The sequence below is a fragment of the Streptococcus australis genome, from assembly GCF_047463015.1.
Lineage (GTDB): Bacteria > Bacillota > Bacilli > Lactobacillales > Streptococcaceae > Streptococcus > Streptococcus australis_F.
The window spans coordinates 1-14,354 of record NZ_JASHER010000003.1 but is presented as its reverse complement, the minus strand read 5'-3'; the positions used below and the strand labels follow the sequence as shown (position 1 = coordinate 14,354).

The 14,354-nt window shown below is 42.1% G+C and carries 18 protein-coding genes; 7 read left to right on the top strand and 11 right to left on the bottom strand.

From position 1 onward, the window contains the following. Nucleotides 1-37: 37 nt before the first annotated feature. Entirely contained in the window at nucleotides 38-769 is a 732-nt protein-coding gene (locus QM873_RS03815; protein WP_154853423.1) for a cyclase family protein, read from the bottom strand. 176 nt (nucleotides 770-945) lie between these two features. On the opposite strand from QM873_RS03815, the gene QM873_RS03810 reads away from it, so the two are divergent. Continuing rightward, nucleotides 946-1,128, top strand: a complete 183-nt coding sequence (locus QM873_RS03810) for a hypothetical protein (RefSeq protein WP_233436506.1) — start codon at nucleotides 946-948, stop codon at nucleotides 1,126-1,128. Here QM873_RS03810 and QM873_RS03805 read toward each other — a convergent pair. Further along, nucleotides 1,108-1,320, bottom strand: coding sequence for a YdbC family protein (locus QM873_RS03805; RefSeq protein WP_006597402.1), 213 nt, complete (start codon nucleotides 1,318-1,320; stop codon nucleotides 1,108-1,110). The two genes, QM873_RS03810 and QM873_RS03805, sit on opposite strands and share 21 nt — an antisense overlap. A gap of 90 nt (nucleotides 1,321-1,410) precedes the next feature. Between QM873_RS03805 and QM873_RS03800 the strand changes: the two genes are divergently transcribed. Then, nucleotides 1,411-1,740 carry a hypothetical protein gene (locus QM873_RS03800; protein ID WP_048717455.1) on the top strand — a complete coding sequence of 110 codons (330 nt, stop codon included), beginning with the start codon at nucleotides 1,411-1,413 and terminating at the stop codon, nucleotides 1,738-1,740. 42 nt (nucleotides 1,741-1,782) lie between these two features. On the opposite strand, the gene QM873_RS03795 is transcribed toward QM873_RS03800, so the two are convergent. Then, nucleotides 1,783-3,069 (bottom strand): peptidase U32 family protein, encoded by a 1,287-nt coding sequence (locus tag QM873_RS03795; RefSeq protein ID WP_048717389.1) that lies wholly within the window; start codon nucleotides 3,067-3,069, stop codon nucleotides 1,783-1,785. Between the two features lie 162 nt (nucleotides 3,070-3,231). Further along, complete coding sequence (locus tag QM873_RS03790) at nucleotides 3,232-4,161, bottom strand: peptidase U32 family protein (RefSeq protein ID WP_154853426.1); 930 nt, start codon at nucleotides 4,159-4,161, stop codon at nucleotides 3,232-3,234. 131 nt (nucleotides 4,162-4,292) lie between these two features. Between QM873_RS03790 and QM873_RS03785 the strand changes: the two genes are divergently transcribed. Next, on the top strand, nucleotides 4,293-4,589 hold the full coding sequence (locus QM873_RS03785) for a DUF3270 family protein (protein WP_154853429.1): 297 nt from the start codon (nucleotides 4,293-4,295) through the stop codon (nucleotides 4,587-4,589). 98 nt (nucleotides 4,590-4,687) lie between these two features. On the opposite strand, the gene QM873_RS03780 is transcribed toward QM873_RS03785, so the two are convergent. The 7 genes from QM873_RS03780 to QM873_RS03750 all read right to left on the bottom strand — a co-directional run bounded on the left by QM873_RS03780 (nucleotide 4,688) and on the right by QM873_RS03750 (nucleotide 10,568). Next, nucleotides 4,688-5,155, bottom strand: a complete 468-nt coding sequence (locus QM873_RS03780; protein ID WP_154853432.1) for a YtxH domain-containing protein — start codon at nucleotides 5,153-5,155, stop codon at nucleotides 4,688-4,690. Between the two features lie 15 nt (nucleotides 5,156-5,170). Then, the gene (locus QM873_RS03775) at nucleotides 5,171-5,554 is read right to left on the bottom strand and encodes a DUF948 domain-containing protein (RefSeq protein WP_006595909.1); all 384 of its coding nucleotides are present in this window, start codon (nucleotides 5,552-5,554) and stop codon (nucleotides 5,171-5,173) included. 11 nt (nucleotides 5,555-5,565) lie between these two features. Continuing rightward, complete coding sequence (lgt, locus tag QM873_RS03770) at nucleotides 5,566-6,348, bottom strand: prolipoprotein diacylglyceryl transferase (RefSeq protein WP_048717396.1); 783 nt, start codon at nucleotides 6,346-6,348, stop codon at nucleotides 5,566-5,568. Further along, entirely contained in the window at nucleotides 6,345-7,277 is a 933-nt protein-coding gene (gene hprK, locus QM873_RS03765; RefSeq protein WP_023027089.1) for an HPr(Ser) kinase/phosphatase, read from the bottom strand. Before hprK ends, lgt begins: the two co-directional genes overlap by 4 nt. Nucleotides 7,278-7,666: 389 nt before the next feature. Continuing rightward, nucleotides 7,667-7,942, bottom strand: coding sequence for a PspC domain-containing protein (locus tag QM873_RS03760; protein ID WP_048689503.1), 276 nt, complete (start codon nucleotides 7,940-7,942; stop codon nucleotides 7,667-7,669). A gap of 60 nt (nucleotides 7,943-8,002) precedes the next feature. Then, the gene (locus QM873_RS03755) at nucleotides 8,003-8,455 is read right to left on the bottom strand and encodes a SprT family protein (protein WP_061564199.1); all 453 of its coding nucleotides are present in this window, start codon (nucleotides 8,453-8,455) and stop codon (nucleotides 8,003-8,005) included. After that, nucleotides 8,442-10,568, bottom strand: coding sequence for a Tex family protein (locus QM873_RS03750; protein WP_061564200.1), 2,127 nt, complete (start codon nucleotides 10,566-10,568; stop codon nucleotides 8,442-8,444). The genes QM873_RS03755 and QM873_RS03750 overlap by 14 nt, the downstream gene beginning before the upstream one ends. A gap of 119 nt (nucleotides 10,569-10,687) precedes the next feature. Between QM873_RS03750 and QM873_RS03745 the strand changes: the two genes are divergently transcribed. The 4 genes from QM873_RS03745 to zwf all read left to right on the top strand — a co-directional run bounded on the left by QM873_RS03745 (nucleotide 10,688) and on the right by zwf (nucleotide 14,179). Further along, complete coding sequence (locus tag QM873_RS03745) at nucleotides 10,688-10,834, top strand: SPJ_0845 family protein (protein ID WP_023023895.1); 147 nt, start codon at nucleotides 10,688-10,690, stop codon at nucleotides 10,832-10,834. Continuing rightward, nucleotides 10,831-11,736, top strand: coding sequence for a permease (locus QM873_RS03740; protein ID WP_023023898.1), 906 nt, complete (start codon nucleotides 10,831-10,833; stop codon nucleotides 11,734-11,736). The genes QM873_RS03745 and QM873_RS03740 overlap by 4 nt, the downstream gene beginning before the upstream one ends. Next, nucleotides 11,733-12,548 carry a TIGR03943 family putative permease subunit gene (locus tag QM873_RS03735; protein WP_414278837.1) on the top strand — a complete coding sequence of 272 codons (816 nt, stop codon included), beginning with the start codon at nucleotides 11,733-11,735 and terminating at the stop codon, nucleotides 12,546-12,548. Before QM873_RS03740 ends, QM873_RS03735 begins: the two co-directional genes overlap by 4 nt. Before the next feature lie 164 nt (nucleotides 12,549-12,712). Beyond that, a complete protein-coding gene (gene zwf, locus QM873_RS03730; RefSeq protein ID WP_414278836.1) occupies nucleotides 12,713-14,179 on the top strand; it encodes a glucose-6-phosphate dehydrogenase in 1,467 nt (488 codons plus the stop codon). The last annotated feature ends 175 nt before the right edge of the window (nucleotides 14,180-14,354 follow it).

The following is a 14,354-nucleotide window of genomic DNA, read 5'->3' as shown; positions in this document are numbered from 1 at the left end:
TAAAAGAGCCCGAAGATACGCTTCAGGCTCTGTTTATTTAAGGCAAGATAGCAATGGCACGGACAGGTGAACCAGTTGCCTTGTCCCAGTGAGGGAAGGCAATTGAAATCAAGGCACCTATGGCTGGCACTTGATCCAAGTGGTTCAAGACTTCTACTTGGTAGATATTTTGCTCCAAAAGGTAGTATTCATTGACCAAGCCGTGTTCTGCTGCTGGAATACCAGCATCTGTATCGAAGGTTTCATGACCCACAGCCTTGACATGGCGTTCATGAATCAAAAATTCCAAGGCTTCACGGCTCCATCCAGGACTTTGTTGAACCCCATTTTCATCGAGGTTACGCATAGCCTCTTGATCTGGCCAGCGTTTTGACCAATCACTACGAAAGGCAACAAAAGCACCTTCTGCAATTGGTCCATGTTCAGCTTCAAAATCTAAGATATCTTGTTTGCTCAAGATAAAGTTTGGATTCGCGGCTACTTCTTTAGACTTGTCGATAACATAGAGTGGCAAGAGGAGATCTTTGAGATCAATCTCATCCAACCAACGACCACCTTCTACAAAGTGAATTGGTGCATCAATATGCGTTCCGTATTGACCAACCACTGTAAATTTTTGGACATGGAAGCCATCTTTTAATGTGAAAAGGTCTTCTTGTTGCAAAGCAGGAAGGGCTGGGAAGTGTGGACTTTCTGCATTGATTTGGTGACTCAAGTCTACCCATTTTTTAGCTTGCAATTCTTTATAAATACTTAGTAAATCTGACATATGGATTCCTTTCCTATAAATGCTACATGAGATAAACGAATAAGGTTATTATAACAGTCCATCCCATCATCCACAATGATTTGCGTTAATCTTGTTTTCTTGAAAGGGATATAGTTTCAAACTATAATTATAGAAAGCATCAAAAAAGAGGATGGGACAAAAGTCCTAGCCTCTCAATTGTCTTTGGATTATCGAGCAAGACGCAGTGGTTAAGTGGGCTCTACCACGCTGATTTCATCAGCTTTTACAGCCCTACTCAACTGTGCGGAGGTGGAACGACGACATCGAATTCTAACAAATTACCGATTTCTGTCCCACTCTCTTTCTTACTCAGCCTGTTACTGTTTAAATGCATCTAGCAAAACTTGGAATTCTTCGTTGGTCAAAGTGATCCCCTTGCCCATCTTCGTATGGTCAGGGCTCCAAGTTCGGATATCATACTTGGCAGGTGCTCCATTAAAGCTAACCCGGTTTAACTCCTTGGTCCATCCTTTTTCATTTTCAGATAAGACCAAGAGTTGTTCTTCAATTTCAAAACTAAAATCTGCCATTTAATACTCCTTTCAATGTCTTTCACCTTAATAATTCGTAAAAAATTTTACAAAATGAATGAAATTTTCTATAATATATTGTATCAACTTATGGAGAATTATGCTATGAAAAGATTTCTTGAGCTTCTCAAGGACCGAGCCAATGAATTTTTCAACGATAAAACCTCTCTACCAGCTCCTTTAGAGGATGGTAAAACGATTCAGATTATTGAACTGGCCCTTCGAAAAAAACAAGGAGTCCATGTCATCTTCCAAAATAAGAGTTTTACAGGCGATATCGTTAAATATGATCAGGAACGAAAACAACTTATTGTCAAGAATTTTAAAAAGAGTATGTCAACCATCATTCGAATTTCTGACATTCAAAAGATTAGTCTCGTTCCACATACGATTCGAATCGCACAACAAAAAACACCGTAAACTTCCAAGCTCGGGAAGCATGCGGTGTTTTTTTTTTACGTTTTATGCACGAACTGTTTGGCTGGTTCCATCCTCTTTATAGAGGTTGATCAAGCCTTCTTTAAGAGCACGGATCATATCACCTGGTTCAACTGGAGTTGACATATGAATGGTCAATAACTCCATCGGATTTGGAGCCCGATCAATTTTATTGCCCTTGGCATCATGCAAATCTTCAATGACTGTTTCAAAATGACGGAACCCAGGCCCGTAAAATTCCACTTGGTCTCCTTCATTGATAACATTCCGTTGTCGAATGGTCGCAATTTGCTTGTCCGCATCATAGGCTACCACTTCTCCGACAAACTTGTACTCTGGAATCTTCCGACGAGCCCCAAACAGTTGCTCATTTTCAGACGGTGTTCCGTAATAGAATCCTGTAGCCAACTCACGTTGGGCAACCTTCCACATTTCATCAATCAAGTCTTGCTTAATCGCTTCAAACTTTTCAGGACTTTCCAAATAAGCATCAACAGCTGCCTTGTAGCAGTTCGTTACAGTAGAGACATAGTGAATGGACTTCATCCGACCTTCAATCTTGAGGCTGTCCACTCCATTTTCAATCATATCAGGGATATGGTCAATCATCGACATATCCACAGCTGACATCGAGAATTCTTCAGGGATTTCCCCTTTGAGACTCTTACGTTCTTGGCCAAATGGCATATCATAGAGATCATACTTCCAACGACAAGATTGGGAACATCCGCCACGGTTGGCATCCCGCATACTCATATGATTAGACAAAGTACAACGGCCAGAGTAGGAGATACACATTGCTCCGTGAACAAAGGCTTCAATCTCAACGTCCGTCCGCTTACGAATTTCCGCTAGTTCTTCCATCGAAACTTCCCGAGCCAAAACGACCCGTGTCAAGCCCAAGTCTTTCCAAAACTCGAGGGTTTCATAGTTGGTGGCACTAGCTTGAGTAGAGAGGTGAATTTCCAAGCCAGGTGCTTCTGTCGCTGCAATGGTAATCAATGCAGGGTCTGAAACAATGACCGCTGCGATTCCGATATCCCGTAAGCGACGGAACCATTCACCAGCTCCAACTTCATTTCCTTCATGCATGACCATATTGGCTGCAACATAGACCTTGGCACCATACTTAGCCGCAAATTGGACACCTTCTTCCATTTGCTCGAAAGTGAAGTTCCCTGCACGGCTACGAAGACCATAGGCCTGACCACCGATGAAGACTGCATCCGCACCATAGCGCACAGCAACCTTTAGTTTTTCAAGTGTTCCCGCAGGTGATAGAACCTCAGGACGTTTCAATTGTTTAGTCATCATATCTCCTAGTATATTACAAGTATATTAGTTAGATTATCAATCTTGTCTATTTTATAGCAAATTCAGTTGAAAGGCAATGGTTTGGGAATTGTTTTGACAATTCTCATTCTTTACCATCACCAAAAAGGAAGGCCCGTACTCCTGGCAGGCTTTTCTCCTTTATTTAACCATGTCTGGATCGTAATCATAAAATCCAGTGTCAAGGAAACGATTCTTAGGATGCAATTGGTGAATCTGCTCATCCAATAAGAAGGCTTGATCAGATGTGAAGGTCCCAGCTTCTAGAAGCTCTCGTGCTTTCACAAAACACTTGGCAATTTCCACAAAGTTTTGACCAGGTGTATAAATCCCCTCTAACTTCCAGTGGGTAAAACCATGTTCGACTAACTCAGAGAGTTTGGTCATCAAATCCAGGTCATTATTGGCAAAAATATGAGTTCCATGCTTGTCCTCAAAGATAGAATAGTGGCTTTCTGGATCTCCTGGTTCTGCCAAAAAGAGATCGCGCTCTCTCGTCTTTTCGTCATCGATGTGCGTAAAATTGTAGTAATTCTGCAAAAGAGGGCGTTTGGAATGGTGAATCACACTGGCCCCATAAACCAATACTTCAGCAGGAATCTCTATGATTTCTGGCATCTTGAAAAGCTCTGCAGATGGGATTTCTCGAGCAAGAACAGCTTCTGAAGCACCAGCCTTTTGTCCCCAGAAATTAATCTGACGGCTACTTGTCACCATAGTTGAAGCATCATAAATGGTTTTAAAGCTGTAGCCATCCCGCTTCAATACATAAAAGACGCCTGCATCTCCTACCGTGATATAATCGACGTTAATCGAAGCAAGGAAATCTAAAAATGGTTTGATACGATCCATCATGTCTTGGTGCATCAAGGCATTGACAGCCACTGTCATTTCCTTACCTGCCGCATGGACTAGATCAGAAATTCGACTTAATTCGTCATACGAGAAAGTGTGAGGAAGTCGTAATCCAAATTCCTTTTCTCCGACATAAATACGGTCCACACCTACTTCCAGAAGGGCTTGAACCTGTTCAATACTTTCAGCTGTAGCTGTAATAATTATCTTTTTCATGAAAACTATTATACCAAAAAAGTCATTTTGCTCTCTGAATTTCTTAATTTTGTAAAAATTGTAACAGTTTTGTAACATTTCTATGCTTGAAAACGTGTTAAAATAATAGAGTACTGTTAGGAGAGAGAAATATGCCCGCAAGAAAACTTAGAGTTGTTGAAGAATACGACTATGTCGAAATCCCTCTTCAACAAGAGAATACAACAACTAATTATGATTTTAACCTTGATACTGAACCAGCTCCGCAATTAAGTGAGCTACTATTTTTCCTTAATATTGCTGTGTTTTGTGTCTTAACTGTTTTATTTAGTTTCGTCTTTTTATCAATGAAGATGAATACCTTCTTTGCTTTTGCCTCAGCAATTGCTTGTAGTTTGGGAAGTATCCAAGCTTTCCGCATTTTCCAGTTGAAACGGAAAAAGGACTAAGATTACATTTTTAGCCTCCTTCGGGAGGCTTTTTGGCATTTCCCATCCTCGTTTGTCATTTCATAAAAGAAATCCCTCACCATTGGTGAGGGATTATTTTATTCTTCTTCTACAGCTGTTTCTTTGATCTCTTCTTCCACTTCTGGAATAGCTGTTTCTTCTAATTCAAGGACAATCTCTTCACTTTCTTTTTCCTGTTTAGGCTGGAAAGGACTTGCTTGATTGCCGGTCTTTTGCTGGATTTTTTCCTTAATCGTTTGGATAGCATCTTGTGAAAATTCTACCACATCCTGTGTCTTATCTTTCACTGTCTCGATAACAGTGTCTTTGTTGATCTCGCCACTTTCAACTTTTTCCTTGGTTTGCTGAATAGCGTCTGATGCTTGCTTGGATAGTTCCATTGCAGATTGTTTCACAGAATCATGAACTTCTTGTGGATTCTCTTGGTATTCTTTTACAAAACCTTTCACTTTGCCAGTCAACTCTTTCCCTTTTTTGGTTGTCAGGAAGTAGGCTGCGGATGCGCCAGTGATCGTTCCAATTAATAATGATGATAAACGTCCCATAAGGTACCTCTTTTCTTATTTAAATAATTTCATAGCCATGCGAGCTGCTTTTAATCCGACAGATGTTTTAACGGTCTTTCCACCAACAACGACAGCTTTTTTGCTAATCTGACGTGCTTGATCATTCAGATCTGACACAGATACAGATAAATCTGCTACTGCTGTGAAGAGTGGATCAATGGTTGCAACTTTTTGATTCAAATCTTCTGTCAAAACATTCACTTTTGCTAACAACTCATTGGTTTGGTGTAAGGTTACATTCACATCTGATGTCAAGGTCTTAATCGTTACCTGAGTCTCATCTACAACTTTTCCAATCTTTGAAAACAAGATAATCAAGTAGATGACCAAAACTACTAAAGCTAACCCTAAAAGCCCATAGGCAATTTCAATAAACATTTCTTTTCTCCTTAATCTATTTCCGTTCTATAAAATGGTGCATTCTTTTTTCGTTGATAGATCATGATGCTGATACCAAGTAGGATGAGGATCAGGGAAAGCCATTGTGATACTCGAATTCCCAAAAACATCAAGCTATCTGTCCGCATTCCTTCAATAATCATTCGACCAAAGCCATACCAGATCAGATAGAAAGCAGTAATTTCGCCCTTTCTCAAAAGTTTCGGACGACGACGCAAGTAAAGAATCAGCACAAAACCAAGCAAGTTCCAACAAGATTCATATAAGAAGGTCGGTTGACGGTAATGTCCATCAATAAACATCTGATTCCGAATGAAAGAAGGTAAATAATCTAAATTCTTAACAATGGCTCCGTAGGCTTCTTGGTTAACAAAATTGCCCCAACGGCCAATACTTTGAGCAATCATGACACTCGGTGCAGCGATATCTAAAAAATCAACTGGGTCAATCAAACGACTGCGTGAAAATAGGTAGAGGACTAGAGCCCCTGCCAGGAGTCCACCATAGATAGCAATCCCACCGTTCCATACGGCAAAAATCTCTCCTGGGTGTTCCCTGTAATAAGACCATTGAAAAATAACATAGTAAAGACGGGCCCCTATGATCGCTACTGGAAAAGCAATCAGAATGAAATCAATAATATCGTCTGACTCTATCCCTTTACGAGGGGCTTCTTTCATAGACAGGATAACCGCCAAAAGGAGACCGAGGACGATACAAATCGCATACCAGCGAATGCTAAAGGGACCAAGTTGAATGGCTACTGGATTCATACTTTCACCTCATTCTGATCAATCAACTGGGTCAATCGATCTTCAAAGGTTTTAGTAGCATCATATCCCATTTCTTTGGCGCGGTAGTTCATTGCTGCTGCCTCAATGACAACGGAAATATTGCGACCTGTCTTAACAGGGATGCGAATTCTTGGAATAGTCACTCCACAGAACTCAATTTCTTCTGCATTATTGCCAAGACGATCGTAGGTTTGTTCCTTGGTGTAGTTTTCTAAATAGACCGCGATTTGAACCTGTGAAGAATCTTTCACAGCACTGGCACCATAGAGACTCATAACATCAATGATCCCTACTCCCCGAATCTCTAGCATATGACGTAGAATTTCAGCAGGCTCACCCCACAAGGTCATCTCATCACGGGCGAAGACATCTACCCGGTCATCTGCTACCAAACGATGCCCTCGTTTGACGAGCTCTAAACCAGTCTCACTCTTCCCGATTCCACTATCTCCTTGGATCAGAACCCCCATGCCATAGATATCCATCAAGACACCATGGACACTAGTTCTTTCCGCAAGGAGAGAATCTAGGTAGCTTGATAGTTCACCAGATAGGCGACTAGTTGGAACGCGACTGCTTAAAATCGCGATTTGCTTTTCCTCTGCAGCACGGAGCATTTCTTCAGGAACCTCTAGATCCCGCGCGATGATGAGTACCGGTGTTTCCGGCTGGAACATCTTTCTCAAAACTTGGTGACGATTGTGGGAGGTCATCTTGATGAGGTAAGACCACTCTTTCATCCCAACCAATTGAATTCGTTCTGGAGTATAGTAATCAAAATATCCTGTCATTTCAAGTCCAGGACGTGAAATATCTGCCGTTGTGATTTCTTTTTCAAATAGGCTTTCATTGCCGTACACAACCTTCAAACGAAGCTTATCAATTAAATCTCGGACTGTTATTGCCATAGGCTTCTCCCTTTTTGTTTTCTCTTACTATTATAGCAAATTATCCCAGGTAAGACTTGCTCAAGCATCTTTTTTTAGTATCAAAACTGATGCTATTATTCTCACACTCATTCCAGTACTCTTTGATGTTTCTCTTTATCCTTGTTATCCCATATTTCTATCGTTTCTTCATTTGAAAAAAAAGATGAGAGTGGGACAGAAATCGGTAATTCGTTAGAATTCGATTTCGTCGTCCCACCTCCGCACAGTTGAGTAGGGCTGTAAAAGCTGATGAAATCAGCGTAGTAGAGCTCACTCAACCACTGCGTCTTGCTCGATAATCCAAAGACAATTGAGAGGCTAGGACTTTTGTCCCAGCCTCACATTCTTATTCGATTCATGAAAATTCTTTAAAAGAATGGATCATCGTCTTTGATTACTTGTGCATCCTTCCGTTTGCGAGGTCCGAGGCCATACTTTTCTCTTTCAAGATCTTCTTTATACGGCAAGGAGAAGGCACATAGGCAATAAATAGCCAAGCCTACAAGCCCATAAGCATGAAAGATACTAAAGAGCACAAAGAGAAAACGCAATAGGTTTGCATCGAGCCCAAATCGATCCGCTAGTCCAGCAAATACTCCGAAAACGATTCTGCCTCGACGTAATTTATAAAAAGTTGGATTCAAGGGCATACCTCCTATTATTTTAGAACAGTATATCCCGAAATCAAGTCACTGTCATCCGACTCAAGGCCGATTTCCTGGATCAATTGTCCCTTGATACTTAAGTAGTCCTCGACACCGACCACAGCGGTACTTTTGCAGATCAATCTGCCGCTTTCTCCTGAATTCTTGCCCACAGCTCGTACAAACATAAATCTTATAGTTTCCCTTATCAACTGAAGGGGCATACCGCAAGCCGTCTACCTTTTTGAGTAAGGCCTTGAAATCTTGATCCTGGTGGCGATAGCCCTTTTTCATATAGTAGAGATGGTAGTGACACAACTCATGACGGACAATCTTTCGAAAAATCTCCCAGCCAAATCTTTCTAGGATTCTAGGATTGAAATCCAGATGACCATCTTTAGGAAAGAAGCGACCGCCGGTCGAACGCAAGCGAGGGTTCCAGATCGCTTGGTGAAGAAAAGGGTGACCAAAATCTTCCAGCGATACTTCTTGAACGTATTTAGTCAGATTCATGTGGTGCCAAGAGGGAAAGATTCACTTTTTCCCGTTCTAAATCAATCTTGTAGACCCAAACGGTCACTAGGTCGCCAACTGAAACAACTTGACTTGGATGCTTGATAAATTGCTGACTCATCTGTGAAATGTGGATCAAACCATCTTCATGAATCCCAATATCGACAAAGGCTCCAAAGTCAACAACATTGCGGACAACTCCTTCTAGTTTTTGACCAATCTTCAAGTCTTTCAAATCAAGAACATCCTGGCGAAGGACAGGAGCATCAAAAGAATCACGTAAATCGCGACCTGGTTTGAGAAGATCTGCGACAATATCTTTCAAGGTTTCAGGGCCAATTTCAAGTTCCTGGGCCATAGAAACCGTGTCAATTTGTTTCAACTTGGCTTGGGCCTCTTCATCCATCTCCTTGATGCCTAGTAAGGTAAAGAGCTTCTTCACTGCAGGGTAACTTTCTGGATGGACCCCTGTCCGATCGAGGAAATTCTCACTTTCTGGGATCCGTAAGAAACCAGCTGCTTGTTCAAAAGCCTTGGCTCCCAGACGAGGAACCTTTTTAATCTGTGCCCGAGAAGTGATCAACCCTTCTTCTTCCCGGTACTTCACGATGTTCTCAGAAATGGTTTTATTGAGACCAGCCACGTGAGACAAGAGGGCTGGACTAGCAGTGTTAATATTAACTCCGACTTGGTTTACCACGGTATCGACTACGAAATCAAGGCTTTCAGATAATTTCTTCTGGCTGACATCATGCTGGTACTGGCCGACTCCGATAGATTTTGGATCAATCTTAACCAACTCAGCCAGTGGATCCTGCAAACGACGGGCAATGGAGATGGCTGAGCGCTTTTCAACTGTCAGTTCTGGAAACTCATGGCGAGCCAATTCACTAGCTGAATAGACAGATGCCCCGCTCTCGTTCACAATGACATAGCTGACATTTGGAACTTCCTTGAGAACTTCCGCAACAAAGGCTTCGCTCTCTCGACTAGCCGTCCCGTTCCCAATCGCAATGATTTCCACGCCGTATTGACGAATCAGCCGTTTCAGTTCTTCTTTGGCCGCTTCAATTTGTGCTGGTTTAGCCGGCGCAACAGGGTAAATCACCTGGGTGGTCAACATCTTTCCTGTCTGATCGACAACAGCTAATTTAGCTCCTGTCCGAAAAGCTGGGTCAAATCCCAAGACCACGCGCCCCTTGAGGGGAGCAATCAGCAAAAGGTGTCGAAGATTTTCAGAGAAAAGCTGAATGGCTCCATCTTCTGCCACTTCTGTCAGTTCTGTCCGAATTCGACGCTCCATAGCTGGTAGCATTTTCTTTTTCAGAGCCTGGTTAATGACTTCTTCAATGTAGCTATTCTTCGATTTAAATCGGGCTTCAAAGTGACGAATCAAACGGTCTACAGGATGCTCAAATCCAACCTTTAATACCCCTAATTTCTCTCCACGGTTTAAGGCCAGGGTTCGGTAGCCCTGCATGTTTGCAATCTTCTCAGAAAAATCATAATAGATTTGGAAGACTTGCTTCTCGTCTTTGCTTTCATCCTTCAAGCTAGAGGTGATCAAAGAGTGTTTGCGAATCTCCTGGTAGGTAAGGTTGCGCAATTGTGGGTCTTCTGCAATGGCTTCGACCAAAATATCGATTGCTCCAGAGATTGCATCCTTTACAGTTGGAAATCCTTCAGATAGGAATTCTTCTGCTGCTGTTTCCAAGTCCTTTTGATCTTGCAGAATCATCCGAGCAAGTGGAAAAAGTCCTGCCTCACGCGCAATGGTTGCCTTGGTCCGGCGTTTTTCCTTGTAGGGAAGATACAATTCTTCCACATCCGCCAATTTTTCAGCTTGCTCAATCGCTTCTTTTAAGGCTGGGGTCAGTTTCCCAAGCTCTTCAATCTTAGCGAGAACAGTTTCTTTCCGATCAGCTAAGGCTGTTAAAGACTTGTCCATGTCGATAATAGCTTTGATGGCTACTTCATCTAAATTACCCGTAGCATCTTTCCGATACCGAGCGATAAAGGGGATGGTGGATCCCTCTGCTGTTAAGGTCAAAACAGTATCAATCTGTTTGAGACTGACGCCCAATTCTTGGGCTATTTTTTCATATTTTTCCATAGCTTCTATTATACCATAGAAGGCCTTCTATACTGCTTTTTCATCTTACTTTTGGACTTGATTTTCCCCTCTTTTTTGAGAATTTGATATAATGAGAAAAAAAGAAAAGGAGACCTATCATGGCGATTAAATTTTCAAAAACAGACGATTTAGACAAACTCTTTGAGGAATTTGCTGTCTTCCCAGATCCCCCTCAAGTCACTTTACCAGATGACAAGAAGAATGAGAAAGCAGGGGAAAAAGAGCAGAAGGATTCTAACAAATGAGTTTCTTCCAACAACTGCCAACCAGTGTCCTTCAGGCTGGAGCGATTTTTCTTTCGATTATGATTGAAGCCCTTCCCTTTGTTTTAATTGGAAGTATCATTTCAGGGGCGATTGATGTCTACATTACCCCTGAAAAAGTCTACCGAGCCCTTCCCAAAAATAAATGGGGGAGAATTCTATTTGGGACCTTGATTGGCTTTATTTTCCCTTCCTGTGAGTGTGGTATCGTCCCCATCATCAATCGCTTTTTAGAGAAGAAGGTACCTAGCTATACAGCTGTGCCCTTCCTAGTGACAGCCCCGGTTATTAATCCCATTGTCCTCTTTGCCACTTATTCTGCCTTTGGCAATTCTATTCAAATGGCTCTCTTACGAGCGATCGGCTCTATCCTGGTGGCGACTGTTCTGGGAATTTTCCTAGGTTTTTTCCAAACAGCTTCTATTCAACGGGCCAACCGCAAGGAAGTCCATCTTCATGACTTTTCAAAACTATCTGCCGGTCAACGCTTCTTCCAAGTGTTTGTGCAGGCCATTGACGAGTTTTTCGACACTGGACGCTATCTGGTCTTCGGTTGTTTATTTGCCAGTGTGGTTCAGGTTTATGTGCCAACTCGCGTGCTAACTTCTATTTCAGCGACGCCACTCCTAGCCATACTCCTCCTTATGCTTCTCTCCTTCCTCCTCTCCTTGTGTAGTGAGGCGGACGCTTTTATCGGCTCTTCCCTTCTCTCGAGTTTTGGCTTAGCTCCCGTTTTAGCCTTTCTGGTTATCGGACCTATGTTAGACGTCAAGAACCTCTTGATGATGAAGAATTATCTGACCAATCGCTTTATTGTCCAATTCATTAGCATCGTCAGTCTCGTTGTCTTGGTTTATGCTTGGTTTGTGGGGGTGGTCCTATGATTCGATTTCTCATTTTAGCAGGCTATTTCGAAATTACTATGTATTTGCAGCTTTCTGGTAAGCTCAACCAATACATTAATATGCATTATTCCTATTTAGCCTATATCTCTATGATTCTTTCCTTCCTCTTGGCTGTCGTCCAGCTCTATATTTGGATGAAGAATCTGCCCGTTCATAGTCACCTCACCAGTAAAAAAGCCAAAGTCATGAGTATTCTTCTGCTCCTGATTCCCTTGATTGTAGGGATTGGATTCCCGACAGTGACCTTGGATTCCCAAACGGTTTCAGCCAAGGGCTATCATTTTCCCATCGCGGTTGGCTCTTCCAAAGATATTCAAAATGATGAGGGCACAACCAACCAATACCTCAAGCCAGATACTAGCAGTTATTTTACCAAGTCTGCTTATGAATCTGAGATGAGGGCTGCAGCCAAGAAGTACCTCAAGCAAGATCATATCCAGATCACGACAGAAAACTATATGGAAGTCATGGAAGTGATCTACGACTATCCAGATGAATTTGCTGGAAAAACCTTTACCCTAACCGGCTTCATTTATAAGGATCCCCAGGATCCGGGCAGTCAGTTCCTCTTCCGTTTTGGAATTATCCACTGTATCGCTGATTCAGGAGTCTATGGTTTGTTAACCAAAGGAGCCTCCCAAACCTATGACGATAACACCTGGGTCCAGGCGACTGGAACTCTCAAGATCCAATACCATAAACAACTTGGCCAAAGCCTTCCTGTCTTAGACATAGAGGAAGCTCACTCAGTAGAAAAACCTACTAATCCCTATGTCTATCGAGTCTTCTAAAGGCTACTAAACATTACTCGGTTGTGACCTTTCGGTCCAACCTTTTTTCGTGGTTTCTTCCCTCATCCTTCTCTATGAAACTCAGAATCCTTTTACTTTCAAAGAGAAATTTTCTGAATTTTATGGTAGAATATGGTTTATCAAGTTAGAAAATAGGTATGAACATGTCCTCAAAAGTAATTGTAACCATTTTCGGGGCCAGTGGAGATTTAGCTCAACGCAAACTCTACCCTTCCCTTTTTAGACTCTATAAAGCCGGAAATCTTTCCGAGCATTTTGCAGTGATAGGAACTGCTCGTCGACCTTGGAGCAAAGAATACTTTGAATCCGTTGTCGTTGAATCCATTTCAGATTTAGCAGACAGTCCTGAACAGGCGCAAGAATTTGCCAGCCATTTTTACTATCAAAGTCACGATGTCAATGACACGGAGCACTACATCAAGCTTCGTGAACTCCAAAATCAACTCAATGACACTTACCAAGCTGAACATAATAAACTCTTTTTCCTATCCATGGCACCTCAATTCTTTGGTACGATTGCCAAACATTTGAAATCTGAAGGCATTGTGGATGGAAAAGGCTTTGAGCGTTTGATCGTTGAAAAACCATTTGGAACGGATTTGGAAACAGCTAGTCAGCTCAACAAAGAATTGGAAGAAACCTTTGAGGAAGAGCAAATTTTCCGGATCGACCATTATCTTGGTAAAGAAATGATCCAGTCCATCTTTGCCCTCCGCTTTGCCAACCTAATCTTTGAAAACATCTGGAACCGTGACTATATCGACAATGTTCAAATCACTTTTGCAGAACGACTAGGAGTCGAAGAACGTGGTGGCTACTATGATGAATCTGGTGCACTCCGCGACATGGTCCAAAACCATACCCTTCAACTGCTTTCTCTCTTAGCTATGGACAAACCAGCTTCCTTCACCAAGGAAGACATCCGTAAAGAGAAGGTGAAAGTCTTTGAACAATTGGTCAACCCATCTGATGAAGAATTAAAGAAACTATTTATCCGAGGTCAATACCGTTCTGGAAAAATTCAAGGGAAAAAGGATATCTCTTACCGTAGTGAACCAAATGTCAACCCTGAATCCATGACCGAGACCTTTGCCTCTGGAGCCTTCTTTGTGGATAGCAATCGCTTCCGTGGAGTACCTTTCTTCTTCCGTACAGGAAAACGTCTGACCAAGAAGGGTACCCATGTCAATGTCGTCTTCAAACAAATGGACTCTATTTTTGGTCAGGAAATTGCACCAAATGTGCTCACCATCTACATTCAACCAAATGAAGGTTTCTCTCTCAGTGTCAACGGAAAAGAAGTTGGCGAGCAGTTCCAGATTGCTCCCATTTCCTTCGACTATGTAACAGAAGCTACCGCAACCGGTGCATCTCCAGAGCCTTACGAAAAGTTGATCTATGATGTCTTGAACAATGACTCAACCAACTTTAGCCACTGGAACGAAGTAAAAGCATCTTGGAACTTGATTGACCGGATTGAGAAATTATGGGCAGAAAATCAAGTGCCTCTTCATGAATATAAATCTGGAACCATGGGACCTCAAGCTTCCTTTGACCTCTTGAAGGATTACAATGCGGAATGGGTCTGGCAACCAGCAATTGAAGAATAAATTGTCCGACTGACTAAAAGTGCAACTTAAAAACTCATCTCTTTCTTGGGCACTGCACCCATAAAATGAGACACAAGAAAACACTCCTGTTGAAATCTGGTAAACTAGAAACAGGAGTGTTTTATTATGGTCAAAAAAGCATATTCAGTAGAAACTAAGCTAGCCTGTATCGAAA

Bases quoted from the DNA above. Each gene is read 5' to 3' on its own strand.
- QM873_RS03785 (WP_154853429.1), top strand. From the start codon at position 4,293: ATGCCCGCAAGAAAACTTAGAGTTGTTGAAGAATACGACTATGTCGAA.
- hprK (WP_023027089.1), bottom strand. From the start codon at position 7,277: ATGGCAATAACAGTCCGAGATTTAATTGATAAGCTTCGTTTGAAGGTT.
- QM873_RS03800 (WP_048717455.1), top strand. From the start codon at position 1,411: ATGGAGAATTATGCTATGAAAAGATTTCTTGAGCTTCTCAAGGACCGA.
- QM873_RS03755 (WP_061564199.1), bottom strand. From the start codon at position 8,455: ATGAATCTGACTAAATACGTTCAAGAAGTATCGCTGGAAGATTTTGGT.
- QM873_RS03780 (WP_154853432.1), bottom strand. From the start codon at position 5,155: ATGGGACGTTTATCATCATTATTAATTGGAACGATCACTGGCGCATCC.
- QM873_RS03815 (WP_154853423.1), bottom strand. From the start codon at position 769: ATGTCAGATTTACTAAGTATTTATAAAGAATTGCAAGCTAAAAAATGG.
- QM873_RS03750 (WP_061564200.1), bottom strand. From the start codon at position 10,568: ATGGAAAAATATGAAAAAATAGCCCAAGAATTGGGCGTCAGTCTCAAA.
- QM873_RS03775 (WP_006595909.1), bottom strand. From the start codon at position 5,554: ATGTTTATTGAAATTGCCTATGGGCTTTTAGGGTTAGCTTTAGTAGTT.
- QM873_RS03790 (WP_154853426.1), bottom strand. From the start codon at position 4,161: ATGAAAAAGATAATTATTACAGCTACAGCTGAAAGTATTGAACAGGTT.
- QM873_RS03735 (WP_414278837.1), top strand. From the start codon at position 11,733: ATGATTCGATTTCTCATTTTAGCAGGCTATTTCGAAATTACTATGTAT.
- QM873_RS03740 (WP_023023898.1), top strand. From the start codon at position 10,831: ATGAGTTTCTTCCAACAACTGCCAACCAGTGTCCTTCAGGCTGGAGCG.
- zwf (WP_414278836.1), top strand. From the start codon at position 12,713: ATGTCCTCAAAAGTAATTGTAACCATTTTCGGGGCCAGTGGAGATTTA.
- QM873_RS03745 (WP_023023895.1), top strand. From the start codon at position 10,688: ATGGCGATTAAATTTTCAAAAACAGACGATTTAGACAAACTCTTTGAG.
- lgt (WP_048717396.1), bottom strand. From the start codon at position 6,348: ATGAATCCAGTAGCCATTCAACTTGGTCCCTTTAGCATTCGCTGGTAT.
- QM873_RS03795 (WP_048717389.1), bottom strand. From the start codon at position 3,069: ATGACTAAACAATTGAAACGTCCTGAGGTTCTATCACCTGCGGGAACA.
- QM873_RS03805 (WP_006597402.1), bottom strand. From the start codon at position 1,320: ATGGCAGATTTTAGTTTTGAAATTGAAGAACAACTCTTGGTCTTATCT.